Raw genomic sequence first — 16,764 nt, 5'->3', positions numbered from 1 at the left:
CCATGGCTTTTGAGCCGAGACTTCCCAAATAGGAGAATGGTCGCCGAGAGCGAACCGCCCGCAGGCGGTTGATCGGATCCGGTTTGACCACCATGCGAAACCTTCGATCTTATGATCTGGCTCATCGAGCTATCCGTCGCGCGCGCCGCCGCGGCGGGTCGTCCCCTTTCAATCAAGGGGAGGGCGGACGCATGATCGGCTATCTGATCCTGGTTCACCGCTATTCCGAACAGTTCAAACGCCTGTTCGACGCCATCTATGATCCCGCCAACCAGTATGTCGTTCACGTCGATCGCAACTCCGCCCCGAGTTGGAACAACAGATCCGCCAGTTCATGGCCCCCTACGCCAACGCCGACGTCATCGAGAGCCGGCGCGCCCTGTGGGGCGGCTACAGCCTGATCGACGCGGAGCTGCGCGGTATGAAGCGGCTGCTGGAGATGAGCGACGACTGGTCGGTCTTCATCAATCTCAGCGGCCAGGACTTCCCGTTGAAGTCCCAGGCCGACATCATGGCCTTCCTGACGAAGCACAAAGGGCAGGAGTTCATCCGCGCGGTCGATCAGCGCACGATCCGCCCCGACACCATGAACCGGGTTCGCAACATGGTGTTCGAACGCCCCGGCGGCATCCTGCGCACCATCCTGCGCCGCCCATTCCTGCGCGGCGCCACGCCCTATATCGGCAATCAATGGATGATGGTCAGCCGCCGCTTCTGCGATTTCGTCTGCAACGACAAGGCGGCGGATCGGTTCAAGGCCTTCTATCGCCACACCTTCATCGCCGACGAAGGCTTCTTCCAGACCGTGATGAAGAACACCGACGCTCATGGGCCGATGGTCAACGACGACATGCGGATGATCGACTGGATTCCCGACGGCGACATCAAGCTGCGCCCGCGCACCTACACCCTGGCGGACCTGCCTGAACTGAAGGCCAGCCCGTCATTGTTCGCGCGCAAGTTCGACGCCGAGGTCGATGACGCCGTCATCGACGCGCTGGAGGACTGGATCGCGCCCGTCGGCGCCAACAGACCGATCCCGACCGCCGAATCCGCGTAGATTTCGACCTCGGACGAAAGAAAAGGCCCCGGAGCGATCCGGGGCCTTTTTTGCTGCTCGGCTATACGGGCCTCAGAAATACTCGGCGTTGGCCGGGCACTGGGCGCTGATGCGGCGCGCGGTGATGCTGGCGGGAATATAGGGGGTGCCGCGCACGATCTGGGCGCCCCCGCGGAAGCTGAAGCTGGTGTCGGTATAGGTGCCGTTCAGCCGCACGGCGATGCGGCGACCCTTGCGGTCCTGGCACGTGCCTTCGAAGCGCGCGTTGCCATTACCCACCACGCGGGTGGGATAGGTGCAGCGCCACTTGTTGGTCGACAGGCCGCCGAAGAATCGGTTGATCTCGCTGGGGCGAACGCAGCGTTGCAGCGTGTCGCGCTGGCCCACGGCGCTGGTGGTGTATTCCCAATAGCCGGGCAGCACTTCGGATTGGGCGGGCGTCTGGGCGGGGGCGACGGCGGGCGAGGCCAGCATGAAGCCGCCGGCGACGACTGGGGCCAGGACGGCGAGCGCCCGCTTGGGCAGACGGTCGATCAGCGACGGACGGGACATGGCGGCCTTCTGTTCTGCTTTGGTCTTCATGCTATGACCCATACAGGGCGGCATTTGAATGACGGCTGAACGAACCGTCTGGATCATGCGTCCAGACTCAGCTTGACGCCGAACCGCCTCTTCCCTTATACGGCCCCCTCTCGCGCGGGCAGGTTCCTGCGCGCAACTGTTCATGCGTCTTCTCCCGTGCTCGGGCTGGACGCCGCATCTTAAGGATCTGACGATGTCGCGTCGTTGCGAACTCACCGGTATCGGCCCGATGGTCGGCCACAATGTGAGCCACTCGAACATCAAGACCAAGCGCCGCTTCCTGCCGTCGCTGAAGACGGTCAAGCTGACTTCGGACAGCCTGGGCCAGACGTTCAGCCTGCGGATCTCGAACGCCGCGCTGCGCACCCTGGACTACAAGGGCGGCCTGGACGTCTTCATCGTCAAGGCTCGCGACGAGCAGCTGTCGATCGCCGCCCAGCGCATCAAGCGCCAGGTTCGCGCCAAGCTGGCCGAGCAAGCCGCCGCCGCCTGATCGGTGACGACATAGAGTTCTGGAAGAGGCCGGTGGAAACACCGGCCTTTTTCTTTGCGCCCTTGCCGGCCCGCGCTAAGCCTTCCCCGCCAGACCGAAGGGAAGTTCAATGCGCATCAAGGTTCTGCTCGCCGCCGCAAGTCTTCTGACCCTGACCGCCTGCGCCACCACCCCGACCGCCGCGACGACGCGCGAATCGACCCCCTACACCCTGGCCACCGACCAGCCGCTGACGCCCGAACAGCAGGCGATGCGGTTCGACAAGGCCGACCTGACCATCAGGGTCATTCCCGCCGACAAGGCCATCGACGTCGTCGCGGTGCTGGATTTCACCGCCAAGGCCCCGCTGGAGGCCCTGGTCGTCGATCTGGATACGCTGCTGACCATCTCGTCGGTGCAGATCGACGGGGTCGAGGTCGCCGTCGACCGCTGGTCCAATCCCCAGGGCCGGCTGACGGTGCAGCTGGCCCAGACCCTTCCCGCCGGACAGTCCGTGGTCCTGCGCGTCGCCTATGCCGGTCAGCCGCGCGTGGCGCCCCGCGCGCCATGGGATGGCGGCTTCGTTTGGTCCGCCGCGCCGTCGGGCGAGCCGTGGATCGCCACGGCCGTCCAGGGCGAGGGGTGCGACATCTTCTGGCCCTGCATCGACAGCCCGCATGGCGAGCCGGGCCGGGTCGATCTGCACATCACCGTGCCGTCCGAGCTGTCGGCGCCGTCCAACGGCCGGTTCCTGGGCAAGGTCGATCACGGCGACGGCTGGACCACCTGGAACTGGACGGCCAAGTCGCCCAACACCTACGCCATCGCCTTGAATGTCGGCCCCTATGAGGAGGTCGCGGGCGAGTATCGCAGCCGGTTCGGCAACACGATCCCGATGGCCTACTGGCATCTGAAGTCGGACACGCCGGAACAGGTCCAGGCCCTGTTCGCGCAATTCCCGAAGATGCTCGACTTCTTCGAGGCGACGGTCGGTCCCTATCCCTTCGGCGACGAGAAGATGGGCGTGGTCGAGACCCCGCACCTGGGCATGGAGCACCAGACCATCAACGCCTACGGCAACGGCTACAAGATCGACGGGCGGGGCTATGACTGGCTGCTGCAGCACGAGTTCGCCCACGAATGGTTCGGCAACCAGCTGACCAACCAGAACGCCGACGACATGTGGCTGCACGAAGGCTTGGGCAGCTATATGCAGCCGCTCTACGCCCGCTGGCTGCTGGGCGACCGCTACATGCAGCGCGAACTGGCCAACCAGCGCGAGGGGCTGATCAACGCATTCCCCGTCGTCTCAGGCGCCCCCAAGACCGAGGACGAGGTCTACAAGGGCGATGTCGGGCCGGGCCTCGACATCTACAACAAGGGCTCGCTGATCAGCCATTCGCTGCGGATGCTGATCGGCGACGCGGCCTTCCACGAGGCGGTAACTCGCCTGGTCTATGGCCGACCCGATCCCCGGCCGGGCAATTTCGCGCCGCTCTATCGTTCGACGGGCGACTTCCTGGACATCGTCAATGCGGTGACGGGCCAGGATTATGGCTGGTTCTTCCGGGGCTATCTCAACAACGCGGCCCTGCCTGTGCTGACACAGACGCGCGAGGGCGGGATGTTGCGACTGGCGTGGACCACGGGCGACGGCGGGGCCTTCCCCATGTCGCTGGAGGTCGAGATCGACGGCGTTGTCCAGACCGTGGCGATGACCGGCGGGCGCGGCCGGGTCGCGGTTCCGGCCAACGCCCATGTCCTCATCGACCCGCAGAACAAGGTGCTGCGCCAGATGGACGTGATCGACGAACTGCAGGCCTACAAGGCGGCGCAGAAGCCGAAATAGCTGTCCTTCTCCCATTGGGAGAAGGTGGCCCGAAGGGCCGGATGAGGGGTTACGGTGTCAATCGCGTCGCACAGCGTAACCCCTCACCCTTTCGCGCCAAGACCGATCGCTGACGCTCTCGGGCGCTCAAGCCCTCTCCCAACGGGAGAGGGTAAGCATTAAGCCGCCGCCACCGTCACCGACTGGCGCACCATCTGGCACCGCTCCTGGGTAGTCAGGAAGGCGATGTCGGCCGCATCCCGCCCGCAGGCGATCCGCACCAGACCCTCGACCGGGGCCAGGCCCGTCGCGTCGACCAGCCACCAGCCGTTGTCCAGCCAGACCTCGAAGATGGCGTGGAAATCCGGCGGCTCCAGCTGGTGGGCGAAGGCGCTGACGGCGCGGGCGGGAATACCGGAAGCCCGGCACAGGGTCATGCCCAGGTGGGTGAAGTCGCGACATACCCCCGCGCGGTCGATGAAGGTGCGCGCCGCCGTGGTCTCGGTGTCCGAAACCCCGTGCTCGTAATCGACGTTGGCGGTGATCCAGTTCAGGATCGCCAGCACACGCGCGCCGCCCGCCGTATCGCCGAACTCGCGTGTCACGAACCGGCCGAACTGGTCCGACGGGCAATACCGGCTGGGCTGAAGATAGGGCAGGACCTCGGCGGGCAGTTCGCCCCAGTCATGCTGAGACACGCTGGGCGGCAGGCCCTTCAGCACGCCGTTCTCGACCACGGCCTCATAGGTCAGGGTGACCTCGCCCTCGACATGACAACGCAGGGTGCGGGCGCCGAAATCGACGTCCTCGTCCTCGTGAAACTCGACCGGCGGATCGAAGGTCAGGGTCTCTTCCATGATGTCCTGGCCGGGCCAGTGGGCCACCTGGATCTTGTAGATGGCGTCCGTCGGCGGATCGAAACGATAGACGAGCTCGGCGCGCACGCGCAGTTTCATGAGGGCCTACCGTTCCGAGCGAAATGAAAATGGACGAGGCTGCTGAACGCCATGCGCCCTGGGCCGTTCCGTGTCCGTGAGGCGCCTTCTAGCGCGGCTTTGCGTCCGTGAAAATCGACAAGACAAGACAGTGTGTTAGTCTGGCGCCCATGATCGCTTCCCCCGCCCTTCTCGCTCTTCGGGAAGCCACCGCATCCGCCCACGAAACGCTGGAGATCGAGGCCCGCATAGAGTCGCGCCTGGCAGACCGCGCGACCCGCGCCCAGACGGTGCAAGCCTTTCACCGGTTTCACGCGGGTCTGGAGCCCGTCAGCCACCCGCTGGTCGCAGGCCTGAACATTGATGTCGGCGGCGCGTTCGCGCCCCGCTCTCGCGCCGACGGCATCGCCCGGGATCTTGCGGCGCTGGGCGTCCGCGTCCCCGCCCCTGCACGCCCGGTCGCGCCGACGAACGCAGGGACCGCCCTGGGCTGGGTCTATGTCGCCGAAGGATCGATGCTGGGCGGCCGCATCATCCGTCGTCGTTTGACGGCCGAGAGACGCGATCTAGACGGCCTCGACTTCCTCGATCCCTATGGCGAGGAGACCGGCGCCCGCTGGCGCGCCTTTATGACCTTGCTGGACCAGGCCTGCGCCTCGGGTCGCGCGACCGTCGAGGAGATTGTGCAGGGTGGTATCGACGGCTTCGCCTTCGCCCACCAGACCCTGCGACCGCAGACGCAGGACGCCGCCGCATGACCGAGGCCCCGGACCGCGTCGAACCGGTGCTGACGGACTGTGATCGCGAGCCGATCCACATTCCGCAATCCATCCAGCCGCACGGTTTCCTGCTGGTTCTGGACCTGCAAACCCTGACGATCCGACAGGGTGCGGGCGCCATCGAGGAGCTGACCGGCCGCAAGGCCTGGATCGATCGCGCCATCGCGGACGTGCTGGGCGATGTCACGGACCGGCGCATCCGCTCCATGGCGGCCATGCAGGAGACCGGATTCGCCTGTCGCTGGCGCGCGACCAACCGCCTGGAATACGATGTCGTCGTTCACCGTGCGCCCAACGCCGGCGCCGCAGACGACCTGATGATCGTCGAGGTCGAACAGAGCTCGCAGCAGGCGCGACTGGGCATCGATCTGGTCGCCAATCTGGACGCTGCGGGCGCGTCGCTGGAACGGGCCGTGACGGTGCAGTCGGTGTGCGAGCGGGCGGCCGAGGCCTTTCGCAAGCTGACCGGGTTCGACCGGGTCATGATCTACCGCTTCCACGACGACGACGCGGGCCAGGTGATCGCCGAGGCCCGTGCGGACGGAGCCGGCTCCTTCCTGAATCACCATTTCCCGGCCGCCGACATCCCCAGACAGGCGCGCGCCCTGTATCTGCGCAACCCCGTGCGGGTCATTCCCGACAGTCGCTATACGCCCCAACCCTTGCGTCCCGTGGCGCCCGGCGAGGCTGCGCTGGACATGAGCGACAGCGGCCTGCGCTCGGTGTCGCCGATCCACCTGCAATATCTCAGAAACATGGACGTGCGGGCCTCGGCCTCGGTGTCGATCATCGTCGATGACGCGCTGTGGGGGCTGATCGCCTGTCACAACGCCTCGCCCAAGCTGTTGCCCTACGAGCTGCGGGTCGGCTGCACGACCCTGGCCCGCAACCTGGCGCGGCAGCTGAAGGCCAAGGGCGACGCCGAGCTTTATCGCGAACGCATCCGCCTGCGCCGTATGGAAGACGAACTGATCGGGCGGCTTTCGACGGACCGTCCGCTGCGCGAGGCGCTGGGCATGCGCGCCGATTCCTTGATGCAGCTGACGAGCGCCGACGGCCTGGCCATCGTCGGCGACGGCGACGTCCAGATCTTCGGCCATGCCCCGCCCAAGGACGCGGTGAGCGCCATCGCCGCCTGGGCTGCGGAACAGCCCGGTCTGCGCCCCGTGTCCTCCCACAACCTTGCCGCCATCCTGCCCGAAGCCAAGGCCTGGTCGATCCATGGCAGCGGACTCCTGGCCGTCACCCTGCCCATCGACCAGCCGGTGTCGATCCTGTGGTTCCGATCCGAAGTGATCGAGACGGTGCGGTGGGCCGGCAATCCTTCGACCGCCGACAAGACCGGCCCCAACGCCGTACTGACCCCGCGCGCCTCGTTCGAGAGCTGGTCGGAATCGGTCTCCGGCCGCGCCCACCGCTGGAGCCCCGCTGCGATCGAGTCGGCCGCGCGCCTTCGTGACGCCTTGGCCGACTATGCCGCCATCGACCAGCTTCGCCGCCTGAACCGCTCGCTGCAGGATCGCCTGTCCGAGCGTGATCTGCGGCTGGAGCAGCAGCAGTATCTGATCCGCGAAGTGAACCACCGGGTCCAGAACAGCCTGACCCTGGTGTCCAGCTTCCTGGGTCTTCAGGCGCGCGAGCAGACGGGAAGCGCCGCCGCCACGGCCTTGAACGAGGCGCGGCGTCGCGTGCGCGCCGTCTCGGCGGTGCACAGCCGGCTGTATCTCGGCGACCAGGTCGCTTCCATCGACATGGCGCGCTACATCGGGGACCTGATCGTGGACCTCAGCTCCAGCATGGGGCCGGACTGGACCGCCGTGATCGAGACGGATCTGGACCCGGTCTGCGTCGATGCCGGGCGGGCGGTCACCATCGGCCTGATCCTGACCGAACTGATCATAAACGCCCAGAAATACGCCTATAACGGCAAGCCCGGTCCGCTTCGCATCATCATGGAAGACCAGGGCGCCAACTTCCGCCTGTCGGTCGAGGACGAAGGGGCCGGCGGCCATCTGGCGGGCAAGGGTTTTGGCTCAATGATGATCCAGAGCCTGGTGGTACAGCTGGACGGCACCATCGACTATCTGGACCGGGCGCCGGGCCTGGCCGTGACGGTCAAGGCGCGCATCGATCCGCTGATCTGATCGCACGCCCTGTGGCGTGACGCCGCAGGGCGGCGTAAGAGCCGCGCCATGTCCGCCCTTGTTTCGCGTGTCTCGCCTCGCGCCTTCGCCCTGATCGTCCTGCTGATCGCCGCCTGTGTGCTGGGCCTGGCGCCCATTCTGGTGCGGTTGACCGAGACGGGGCCGGCGGCGGCGGGCTTCTGGCGCTTCCTGTTCGCCCTGCCGCTGCTGAGCATCCTGGCGGCGCGTGAGCCCGGCGGGATCGCGACCCCGTCGAAATGGGCGCTGCTGGCGGGCCTGTTCTTCGCCCTGGATCTCAGCTTCTGGCACTACGGCATCGTCATGACTTCGGTCGCCAATGCGACGGTGCTGTGCAATCTGACGCCGGTCGTCGTCACCCTGTTCGGCTGGTTCGTGCTGAAGGAAAGGCCGCACCGGCTGTTCCTGCTGGCCCTGGCGTTGGCCATGGGCGGCGCCTTTGCGATGGCGGCGGGGGCGGACGGCGGACAGGGGACCAATCCGCCGCTGGGTGACGCCTTCTCTCTGTCGGTGGCGGTCTGGTATTCGGGCTATTTCCTGGCGGTGAAGGCGGCGCGGCGCACGGCCGGCGCCATGCGCGTCACCTTCTGGGCCACATTGCTGGGCGCGCCCCTTCTGCTGATCGTCGCCCTGGCGCTGGGCGAGGACATCATTCCCGCAGGGCCGGCCGGCTGGGCCGCCTGTATCGCCATGGGGGTCATGCACGTCTTCGGTCAGGGCGGCGTGGCCTGGGCGCTGGGCAAGCTGCCGGCCTCGGTTACGGCCGTCACCATCCTGATCCAGCCGGTGGTCGCGGGTTTGCTGGGCTGGTGGATCTTCGGCGAGACCCTGACGCCGATCCAGGCCCTGGGCGGCGCCCTGGTGCTGGGGGCGATCATGATGGCGCAGCGGTCGCAGCGGGTGAAGACGGTCACCGCCGCAGAGGCGCCGAACGGGCTCAAGTAGCGCGAAGCGCGGTAGCCGGGAACGATGCGTTCAAGTCGCGCGAAGCGCGATAGCCCAAGCAAAAAAGAAAACAGGCGCGGAAGCCGAAACTCCCGCGCCCGTCCCTAAGCCTTGAAGGCTGATCGACTCAGAGAAGCTTGAGATCGATCGCCGAAGTCTTGCCGCGCTGGTTTTCCAGCTCGTATTCGACCTTGGCGTTCTCATCGAGACCCTGAAGTCCTGCCTTCTGAACGGCGGTGACGTGAACGAACACGTCTGTTCCGCCGCCATCGGGCTGGATGAAGCCGAAGCCCTTGGTGGGGTTGAACCACTTGACCGTGCCGGTCGCCATGTCTGCGTCTCCGTAAACGCGCTTTTCCAGGCGGATCCCCCTTGGGGTGACCCGACAGTCCTCTGGACAGCTCGTTCAGGCGAAGGAGCGAAACGCGGGTATGGACCCCACGTAAAATCCGGACTGTACCGATGTTGTCACCCGGCTTTTCGAGGCGGTCAACAGCAAAGCGATTCGCGCTGGCCCCATTCAGGATTAACGACAGATGCCCCGCGCGGCGCCGTCGATGTGCAGATGGTTGGCGTGGGCGGCGTTGTAGTCGGGCGTCAGAACCGTCGAGAACAGACGGCACGCGCCGTCGCGAACGGCATGCAGGAAGCGCGAGCCCGGCTCGCCCGCAGGACCATCGCCCCGCCAGTCGTTCAGCACACTGACGGTCCGTCCGTCCTTCAAGGTGATGCCTGCGACATCCAGCGCATTGGCCTTGGCGTGTTCGCTGGGCCGTTCCTGATCGTCCTGCGAGCCATAGATGCGGCGGCACGAATAGGTGCCGTAGTTCTCGACCCGCGCCGGGGCCGAACCCAGGATGTCGCGCGACGCCGGCCGCAGCACCTGTCGGTCCCAGATGACGTAGCGCACCGCCAAGGGGCATTGCATGACGACGCCGGCGGGCGCCAGGGGCGTCACCTCGCCGCCCGTGATCCGCACCGCCCCGCGCACCACGCAGAAGCCGCCGTCGTCCCGGTCGACCGCCCGTTCGACCTGAACCCCCGCATTGCGCAAGGCCTGCATGCAGGCCTCCGTCGCGCTGTTCACCGCCTGGGGCGAGGCGGCGGTCGGCACGTCGAAGGCGGCGACTTTGGCCGTCGTGGCCCGTCCCAGGGGTCGATCCAGATCCAGCGGCTTCCACGGCAGGTCCTGCGCCGGAGCGAAGACGTTCAACAGTGCAAAGCCCGCGCAGACCATCAGCGCGAGCTCCCACACCAGATTCCACATGTCCGCCAGATCGCGCTTCATTCCGCCCCGTCACGGGCCGCAAACGGCCCCGCTGGCAAACGCCGCCGGGCGCGATACGTTCACCCCGCCTCGAAAGCGCGGACCAACCCCGGCATCAGTCCGGTCGCCGCCGCCCCGTCGCCCTGGTTGGTCAGGCCGATGAAGGCCGCGCCGAGACCCTGCGCCACGACGGCCGTCGCATACCACAGGGTGTTCGACCCATCGTGGGTCAGGATCGGCCCCCTGGACCATGCTTTTGCCGGCAGAACGATCCAGCCCAGCCCATAGGGCGTTCCCTCGCCCGCCAACGGGGCGGCGAGCGTCGCGACCGTTTCGGATTTCAGCCAGCCCGCTCCGTCGTTCAGAAAGACGCCCAGCCATTTCGCATAGTCCGCCAGCGTCATGTGCGACGTGCCCGCAGGCCCGAGGACCAGCGGGTTGTCCGCGCCCGGATCGGCGGGGTCCATGACGATCCGCCCGGCCCCGGCGCCTCTGTGTCCCCAGGCATTGGCGCCGCCCGTCGCATTGTGGACCGGCGCGCCGAACCCGCCGGTCGTCAGACCCAATGGGCCATAGACCTCGGCTCGCATCGCCTCTTCCCAAGGTGCGTCGGTGATCCTTTCGATGGCGGCGCCGACGATCATGTAGTCGGCGTTGCTGTATTCATAGACGCCCTTGGGTCCGCTCGGCGGTGCGCCCAGCACCCGCTCGACGACGGCCGCCCGCTGTTCGGGCAGGGATCGCGGATCGTCTCGCGCCGTCATGAAGAAGACCATGCCCAGGGCGGCCGCGTCCTTGACCCCGGCCCGGTGGCCCATGAAGTCGCGCATGGTCGTTCCATCCCAGCCTGGATCGATCGTCATGCCGGGAAACAGTTCGCCCAGAGGCGCATCCCATTGGGTTCGGCCTTGTTCGACCAACCGCGCGAACAGGGCCGCCGTCATCGCCTTGGTGTTCGACCCAAAATGCCAGCGGTCATCGAGCGTCGCCGCATCGTTCCCGCCGAACCGGCGCACGCCCCGGACCCCGGACCAGGCCAGCCCCTCGCGCGTCACCACTCCGCCCGCCAGAGCGACCGGGGCCTGGGCGGCGAAGGCCGCGTCCAGGGCGGCGTCATAAGCCGCCGCAGTCCGCGCCGCAGCCGGTCGGGCGCCCAACAAGGCGGCTGCGGCGCCGGCAGCCATGACGTTTCGACGGTTCAGCGTCATGCGATCCCTCCTCCTGCAAGTCTCCGACCCTAGTCCGAAACCGCGCGGCGTCGCATGAGAAGATCGTAATCTCGCGCCGCTTGCCCCGATCCCGCATCCGGCCCACTCTCTCGTGATGGGAAAGAAATCAGACGCCTATGACGCCGAGCTGGAGCAGATCCAGCTGGCTATCGTCCAGAGCCAGGCCTGGAGCATCGAACACGGCTCGCGCGTGGTCATCGTGCTGGAGGGTCGCGACACCGCCGGCAAGGACGGCGCCATCAAGCGGCTGACCGAACACATGTCGCCGCGCCAGACCCGCGTCATCGCCCTGCCCAAGCCCAGCGACCGCGAAGCCAGCCAGTGGTATTTCCAGCGCTATGTCCCGCACCTGCCGGCGGCGGGCGAGACGGTGATCTTCAACCGGTCCTGGTACAACCGGGCCGGGGTCGAGCCGGTGATGGGATACTGCAAGCCCGAGCAGTACGCCCAGTTCATGACCGACGCCCCGCGCTTCGAGCGGATGCTGACCGACGACGGGATCATCCTGATCAAGATCTGGCTGGACATCTCGCGCGAGGAACAGGCCAAACGGCTGAAGGAACGCCGCACCGACCCGCTGAAGAAGTTCAAGCTGTCGTCGCTGGACGCCGAGGCCGAGGCGCGGTTCGACGCCTATTCCGACGCCCGCGACCGCATGCTGGACGAGACGGATCGCCCCTTCGCGCCTTGGTTCGTCGTGGCCACCGATGACAAGAAGACGGCGCGGCTGAACATCGGGCGCTACATCCTGTCGATCCTGAAACACGCCAGCGTCGAGGTGAAGAAGCCGGACCCGCAGGTCGTCTTCAGCGCCGCCAAGGCCAAGGGAAAGCTGGCGCGCTGATCGGCCTCAGGCCGTCCTGACGATCCCGCCCGTCGCCGCCACGGGCCAGGGCGTCAGCCGCCCGCCCGCGCAGGGGCCGCCCTTGCACTCGCCGGTCAGCGGCTCGAACACCGCCCCGTGCCAGCCGCACAGGATCAGCGACCCGTCGGGCGTCAGATAGCGGTCGATCTCCATGGCGATGGGAAAGCCCGCATGGGGGCAGCGGTCGACCCAGCCGGCGACCTGACCGTCCTTCCTGACCACGAAGCCGTGGAAGAAGGCCTCGCCGATCTGAAGCACGAAGCCGCGCGAGCCGGGATCGGCGATGTCGCCCTCGGCGCACAGGGCCACGCCGGGCGGCGTCTTCCAGACCCGCTGGCGCTCGGCCGGGGCCTCCTCAGACACGCTCGGCCTTCAGCGGACGCGACAGCAGGCCGTCGATCAGGCCGTCCACGTCGATCTCGCCGGCCAGCAGGGCGGCGACGCCTTCGGAGATCGGGATTTCGACGCCCAGGCGCGCGGCCAGTTCGCGCACGGCCGGCGCGCTCTCATAACCTTCGGCCACCGACCGTTTGCCGACCAGGGCCTGTTCCACCGTCTGCCCCTGGCCCAGGGCCAGACCCAGGCTCATGTTGCGCGACTGGGGGCTGGAGCAGGTCAGGACCAGATCGCCCAGACCGCACAGGCCCGCCACCGTCTCGGCCTGACCGCCCATGGCGACGGCGAGGCGGGTCATTTCCGCAAAGCCGCGCGTGATCAGGGCGGCGTGGGCGCTGCGCCCCAACTGTCGTCCCTCGGAAATGCCGCAGGCGATGGCCAGCACATTCTTCAGCGCCCCGCCCGCCTCGGCGCCCACCAGATCGGTCGCCAGATAGGGCCGGAAACCCGGCGCCGACAGGGTGTTCAACAGCGCCTGGCCCAGCGCCGCATCGGCGCAGGCCAGGGTGACGGCCGTCGGCAGGCCGCGCGACACCTCGCCCGCGAAACTGGGGCCGGACAGGACGGCGGCGGGCGCATTCGGCAGGGTCTCGGCCAGCACCTCGGTCATCAGCTTCATCGTGCCGCGCTCGACCCCCTTAGAGCACAGCACCACCGGCACGCCGGGGCGGTGATGGGGCGCAAAGGCCGTCAGAGTGGCGCGCATATGCTGGGCCGGCGGCACCGCCAGGATCACGTCGCAGTCGGCCAGGTCGGCCAGGTCGGCCGTGAACTTCAGTTCGTCCGCCAACGGCACGCCGGGCAGATACAGGTCGTTGGCCCGCGTCGCCCGCAGCGTCTCGACCAGCTTCTGCTCTCGCGCCTGCAGCGTCGTGTCGAGGCCTGCCCGGACGCAGACCTGCGCCAGGGCGGTGCCCCAGGCGCCCGCGCCGATGACCCCTGCCGTGCGGAATTCCATACGCCCTCCCGAGGCTCTTCTATCTTTCACGCCTTGGCGCCTTTGCGGCCCGGCTTATGCGAAGGATCGGCCAAGGCGCGCGCTTCGTCCAGCGGCCATCGCGGTCGTGCGACGACATCGATGTCGCTGGTCAGACCCAGGGCCAGCCGCTCGGCCCCCGCCAGGGCGATCATCGCCGCATTGTCGGTGCAATAGGCCATGGGCGGCGCCAGGAAGTCGAAGCCGTGTTTCGCCGCCGTCGCCTCCAGTGTGGCGCGGATGGTCTTGTTGGCGGCGACCCCGCCCGCGACCACGAACAGCCGATGGTCGTGGGTTTCAGCATAGGCCGCCAGCGCCCGCTCGGACCGATCCGACAGCTGTCGCGCGATGGCGTTCTGAACCGCGTCGGCCAGATCGGCCTTGTCTTGATCGGTCTCGCAGGTCTGGGCGATGCGGAAGGCTGCCGTCTTCAGGCCCGAGAACGAAAAGTCGCAGTCCTTGCGGCCCAGAAGCGCGCGCGGCAGGTCGATCTTCGATCCATCGCCCTGCGCCGCCAGCCGCTCCAGCGCCGGCCCGCCCGGATAACCCAGGCCCAGGGCCTTGGCGATCTTGTCGAAGGCTTCGCCCGCCGCATCGTCGATGGTGGCGCCGATCCGGCTCATGTCGCCGATGCCGCGCACCTCCAGCAGCTGACAATGACCGCCCGACACCAGGAGCAGCAGGAAGGGATAGGCGACCTCCGCTCCCAACCGCGCCGACACCGCATGGCCTTCCAGATGATTGACCGCCACCAGGGGCAGTCCGCGCGCCAAGGCCGCCGCTTTGCCGAAGCTGAGGCCCACCATGACCCCGCCGACCAGACCCGGCCCGGCCGTTGCCGCGATCCCGTCCAGCCCGTCATAGCCCATGTCCACCTCGGCCATCGCGCGGCGCGTGACCTCGGCGATCATCTCGACATGGCTGCGCGCAGCGATCTCGGGCACCACGCCGCCATAGGCCGCATGGTCGTCGATCTGGCTGTGAACCACGGAGGACAAGACCTCGGCCCGGCCGCCCATTTCAGAAGGGTGCAGGCGCACGACCGAGGCGGCGGTCTCGTCGCAACTGGTTTCCAAGCCCAGCACCGTCAGCGCCCGGACATCCCGTCCAGTTGCCGCATGGGCGCGGCTGCTATAGTCGGCGGAACTCTCCATCGGGTCGAGGTAGCGACCCGGCGACCGGTGCGCAACGCTCATGACCTTTCCTCTCCGCATCGGCACCCGGCGCTCCAAGCTGGCCCTGGCCCAATCTGGCATGATGCAGCGCGCCATCGGCCGCGCCCTGAACGTGCCCGAGGCCGAGATCGAGACCGCCATCCCCCTGGTCGAGATCGTCACCACCGGCGACCGCATCCAGGACCGCCGCCTGCTGGAGGTCGGCGGCAAGGCCCTGTTCACCAAGGAGATCGAGGAGGCGCTGCTGGCCGGCCGGATCGACATCGCCATCCATTCGATGAAGGACGTCCCCGCCGAACAGCCCGATGGCCTGTGCATCGCCGCCATCCCCGAACGCGAGGACGCGCGCGACGCCTTCATCAGCCGCGACTTCGACAGTTTCGACGCCCTGCCCTTCGGCGCGCGCCTGGGCACCGCCAGCCTGCGTCGCCAGGCCCAGGCCCTGGCCCTGCGGCCCGATCTGAAGGTCGAGATGCTGCGCGGCAACATCGACACCCGCCTGCGTCGCGCGGCCGAGGGCGATTTCGACGCCATTCTGCTGGCCGTCTCAGGCATGGCGCGGCTGGGCGTGACCGAACACATCCGCGAGAAACTGTCGCTAGACGCCTTCCTGCCCGCGCCGGGCCAGGGCGCTTTGGCCATTCAGACGCGCGCCGCCGACATCGACGCCCCCCTGAATGCTCATTGGGTCGCCGCCCTGAACCACCCCGAGACCGCCATCGCCGTCGCCGCCGAGCGCGGGGCCATGACGGCGCTGGAGGGGTCGTGCCGCACCGCCGTCGGCGCCTATGCCCTGATCGCCAACGATGCGCTGCACCTGACCACCGAAATGCTCAGCCCCGACGGTTCCGCCCGCTGGCGCCGTGTCGGCGACCTAGCCCAACCCACCGAAGCCGACGCCCGCGCCCTGGGCCAGCGTCTGGGCGGCGAGGTCCACGCCTGGGCCGGCGATCAGGAGGTCGATCCAGCGACCCTGGACGGATGACCGCCCCCGACGCTGAAGCCAAGCCCGCCCGCATCTGGGTCACCCGCGCCGAACCCGGCGCCTCGCGCACCGCCGCACGGCTGCGAGCCATGGGCTTTGAGCCGATCATCGCCCCCCTGCTTGCGATCGAAAACCTGACCCCGCCAATCCCCGACCTGGCCCCGTTCGCCGCCTTGGCCTTCACCAGCATCAACGGCGTCGCCGCCTTCGCCGCCCTGACCCGCGAACGCGGCCCCCCGGTCTTCGCCGTGGGCGATGCGACCGCCCGGGCCGCCTGCGACGCCGGCTTCGCCGACGTCCGCTCCGCCTCCGGCGACCTCCACGCTCTCGCCCGCCTGATCGGCTCCGAACTGAGCGACGGCGTCGTGCTGGTTCCGCAGGCCGAAACCCCCGCCGGCGACTTCGACGCCGCCCTGACGGCAGCCGACGCCCGCAACCTCTCGGTCCAGCCCTTGATCGTCTATCGCGCCAGACCCACGACCGTCACCGCACCCACGATATTCGACGCGATCCTGATCCACTCTCCCCGCGCGGCGAAGATCCTGGCCGAACAAGGCGTCGCCCGGCTGTCCCACGCCGTCACGGTCTGCATTTCAGCCGCCGCCGCCGCCCCGCTGGTCGCCCTGGGCCTGACGCCGGCCGTGGCCCAAACGCCCGACGAAGCGACATTGCTCACGATCTTGAAAGCGGCGCTTGGCAAGCGCGATGCGGCCGTATAAAGACCCCGTCTCGCGCGGACTGCTTCGTCCGTCGCAACCGGGCCGCTTTAGCTCAGCCGGTAGAGCACATCATTCGTAATGATGGGGTCAGGTGTTCGAGTCACCTAAGCGGCACCACCACTTCCAGTAGGGGCGGACGACGGGAGCGCGCGAAAGCGCGCAAATCCCAGTCCATACCCTGTTCCCACGCTAGAGTGCCTTTAGCTTCAAGGGGTCACTTGTAATGCGGGGGCGCGCGTTCGAGTCGCCTGAGCGGCACCAACGTTCCAGAGCTACTGTCATGAGGGACCGCCCAGCCTGTATAGTGGAGGCTATTCTGCTCGGCAGTTTGGTGGGGACCAAGTGGGAAGCGGGTTAAGCGGACCGCCTGAATGTGTTGGCAACAAGAG

The 16,764-nt window shown here is 67.6% G+C and carries 18 protein-coding genes and 1 tRNA gene; 11 read left to right on the top strand and 8 right to left on the bottom strand.

The window, feature by feature from the left end; translation table 11 throughout:
• Positions 1 to 92 precede the first annotated feature (92 nt).
• Positions 93 to 401: a beta-1,6-N-acetylglucosaminyltransferase gene (locus tag EGY25_RS16785; RefSeq protein WP_348521868.1), complete on the top strand. Its 309-nt coding sequence runs from the start codon at positions 93 to 95 to the stop codon at positions 399 to 401.
• The gene (locus EGY25_RS09025) at positions 335 to 1,060 is read left to right on the top strand and encodes a beta-1,6-N-acetylglucosaminyltransferase (RefSeq protein ID WP_245159407.1); all 726 of its coding nucleotides are present in this window, start codon (positions 335 to 337) and stop codon (positions 1,058 to 1,060) included. The genes EGY25_RS16785 and EGY25_RS09025 overlap by 67 nt, the downstream gene beginning before the upstream one ends.
• 72 nt (positions 1,061 to 1,132) lie before the next feature.
• Here the strand turns inward: EGY25_RS09025 and EGY25_RS09020 are convergent, their stop codons facing one another.
• Positions 1,133 to 1,642, bottom strand: coding sequence for a DUF3617 domain-containing protein (locus tag EGY25_RS09020; protein ID WP_245159406.1), 510 nt, complete (start codon positions 1,640 to 1,642; stop codon positions 1,133 to 1,135).
• 193 nt (positions 1,643 to 1,835) lie between these two features.
• On the opposite strand from EGY25_RS09020, the gene rpmB reads away from it, so the two are divergent.
• On the top strand, positions 1,836 to 2,135 hold the full coding sequence (rpmB, locus tag EGY25_RS09015) for a 50S ribosomal protein L28 (protein ID WP_135195581.1): 300 nt from the start codon (positions 1,836 to 1,838) through the stop codon (positions 2,133 to 2,135).
• Between the two features lie 109 nt (positions 2,136 to 2,244).
• Positions 2,245 to 3,963 carry a M1 family metallopeptidase gene (locus EGY25_RS09010; protein WP_135194662.1) on the top strand — a complete coding sequence of 573 codons (1,719 nt, stop codon included), beginning with the start codon at positions 2,245 to 2,247 and terminating at the stop codon, positions 3,961 to 3,963.
• Positions 3,964 to 4,121: 158 nt separating this feature from the next.
• On the opposite strand, the gene EGY25_RS09005 is transcribed toward EGY25_RS09010, so the two are convergent.
• Complete coding sequence (locus EGY25_RS09005) at positions 4,122 to 4,898, bottom strand: transglutaminase-like domain-containing protein (protein ID WP_135194661.1); 777 nt, start codon at positions 4,896 to 4,898, stop codon at positions 4,122 to 4,124.
• A 149-nt stretch (positions 4,899 to 5,047) separates the two neighbouring features.
• On the opposite strand from EGY25_RS09005, the gene EGY25_RS09000 reads away from it, so the two are divergent.
• From EGY25_RS09000 to EGY25_RS08990, 3 genes are read left to right on the top strand one after another with little or no spacing between them, the layout of a single operon-like run.
• The gene (locus EGY25_RS09000; protein WP_135194660.1) at positions 5,048 to 5,635 is read left to right on the top strand and encodes a biliverdin-producing heme oxygenase; all 588 of its coding nucleotides are present in this window, start codon (positions 5,048 to 5,050) and stop codon (positions 5,633 to 5,635) included.
• Positions 5,632 to 7,800 (top strand): histidine kinase dimerization/phosphoacceptor domain -containing protein, encoded by a 2,169-nt coding sequence (locus EGY25_RS08995; RefSeq protein WP_135194659.1) that lies wholly within the window; start codon positions 5,632 to 5,634, stop codon positions 7,798 to 7,800. Before EGY25_RS09000 ends, EGY25_RS08995 begins: the two co-directional genes overlap by 4 nt.
• Before the next feature lie 48 nt (positions 7,801 to 7,848).
• Entirely contained in the window at positions 7,849 to 8,763 is a 915-nt protein-coding gene (locus EGY25_RS08990) for a DMT family transporter (RefSeq protein WP_135194658.1), read from the top strand.
• A gap of 127 nt (positions 8,764 to 8,890) precedes the next feature.
• Here EGY25_RS08990 and EGY25_RS08985 read toward each other — a convergent pair whose 3' ends face one another.
• The 3 genes from EGY25_RS08985 to EGY25_RS08975 all read right to left on the bottom strand — a co-directional run bounded on the left by EGY25_RS08985 (position 8,891) and on the right by EGY25_RS08975 (position 11,238).
• Entirely contained in the window at positions 8,891 to 9,094 is a 204-nt protein-coding gene (locus EGY25_RS08985; RefSeq protein ID WP_135194657.1) for a cold-shock protein, read from the bottom strand.
• Positions 9,095 to 9,289: 195 nt separating this feature from the next.
• On the bottom strand, positions 9,290 to 10,051 hold the full coding sequence (locus EGY25_RS08980) for an extensin-like domain-containing protein (RefSeq protein WP_135194656.1): 762 nt from the start codon (positions 10,049 to 10,051) through the stop codon (positions 9,290 to 9,292).
• Between the two features lie 59 nt (positions 10,052 to 10,110).
• Positions 10,111 to 11,238: a serine hydrolase domain-containing protein gene (locus tag EGY25_RS08975; RefSeq protein ID WP_135194655.1), complete on the bottom strand. Its 1,128-nt coding sequence runs from the start codon at positions 11,236 to 11,238 to the stop codon at positions 10,111 to 10,113.
• Positions 11,239 to 11,353: 115 nt separating this feature from the next.
• Here EGY25_RS08975 and ppk2 point away from each other — a divergent pair, with 115 nt between their 5' ends.
• On the top strand, positions 11,354 to 12,103 hold the full coding sequence (gene ppk2, locus EGY25_RS08970; protein ID WP_135194654.1) for a polyphosphate kinase 2: 750 nt from the start codon (positions 11,354 to 11,356) through the stop codon (positions 12,101 to 12,103).
• Between the two features lie 6 nt (positions 12,104 to 12,109).
• Here the strand turns inward: ppk2 and EGY25_RS08965 are convergent, their stop codons facing one another.
• From EGY25_RS08965 to tsaD, 3 genes are read right to left on the bottom strand one after another with little or no spacing between them, the layout of a single operon-like run.
• Entirely contained in the window at positions 12,110 to 12,487 is a 378-nt protein-coding gene (locus tag EGY25_RS08965) for a Rieske (2Fe-2S) protein (protein ID WP_135194653.1), read from the bottom strand.
• Positions 12,480 to 13,478: an NAD(P)H-dependent glycerol-3-phosphate dehydrogenase gene (locus tag EGY25_RS08960; RefSeq protein WP_135194652.1), complete on the bottom strand. Its 999-nt coding sequence runs from the start codon at positions 13,476 to 13,478 to the stop codon at positions 12,480 to 12,482. The genes EGY25_RS08965 and EGY25_RS08960 overlap by 8 nt, the downstream gene beginning before the upstream one ends.
• Before the next feature lie 26 nt (positions 13,479 to 13,504).
• Positions 13,505 to 14,692: a tRNA (adenosine(37)-N6)-threonylcarbamoyltransferase complex transferase subunit TsaD gene (gene tsaD, locus EGY25_RS08955; protein WP_245159405.1), complete on the bottom strand. Its 1,188-nt coding sequence runs from the start codon at positions 14,690 to 14,692 to the stop codon at positions 13,505 to 13,507.
• Here tsaD and hemC point away from each other — a divergent pair.
• The 3 genes from hemC (at position 14,691) to EGY25_RS08940 (ending at position 16,492) form a co-directional block, all read left to right on the top strand.
• Positions 14,691 to 15,656 (top strand): hydroxymethylbilane synthase, encoded by a 966-nt coding sequence (hemC, locus tag EGY25_RS08950; RefSeq protein ID WP_135194651.1) that lies wholly within the window; start codon positions 14,691 to 14,693, stop codon positions 15,654 to 15,656. The genes tsaD and hemC overlap by 2 nt on opposite strands.
• The gene (locus tag EGY25_RS08945; RefSeq protein WP_135194650.1) at positions 15,653 to 16,375 is read left to right on the top strand and encodes a uroporphyrinogen-III synthase; all 723 of its coding nucleotides are present in this window, start codon (positions 15,653 to 15,655) and stop codon (positions 16,373 to 16,375) included. The genes hemC and EGY25_RS08945 overlap by 4 nt, the downstream gene beginning before the upstream one ends.
• 41 nt (positions 16,376 to 16,416) lie before the next feature.
• Positions 16,417 to 16,492 (top strand) — tRNA-Thr (locus EGY25_RS08940).
• The last annotated feature ends 272 nt before the right edge of the window (positions 16,493 to 16,764 follow it).

This window comes from Brevundimonas intermedia (genome assembly GCF_004614235.1).
GTDB classification, from domain to species: Bacteria; Pseudomonadota; Alphaproteobacteria; order Caulobacterales; family Caulobacteraceae; genus Brevundimonas; species Brevundimonas intermedia_A.
The sequence above is the reverse complement of the archived record's forward strand: the minus strand, read 5'-3'. Positions and strand labels throughout refer to the sequence as shown.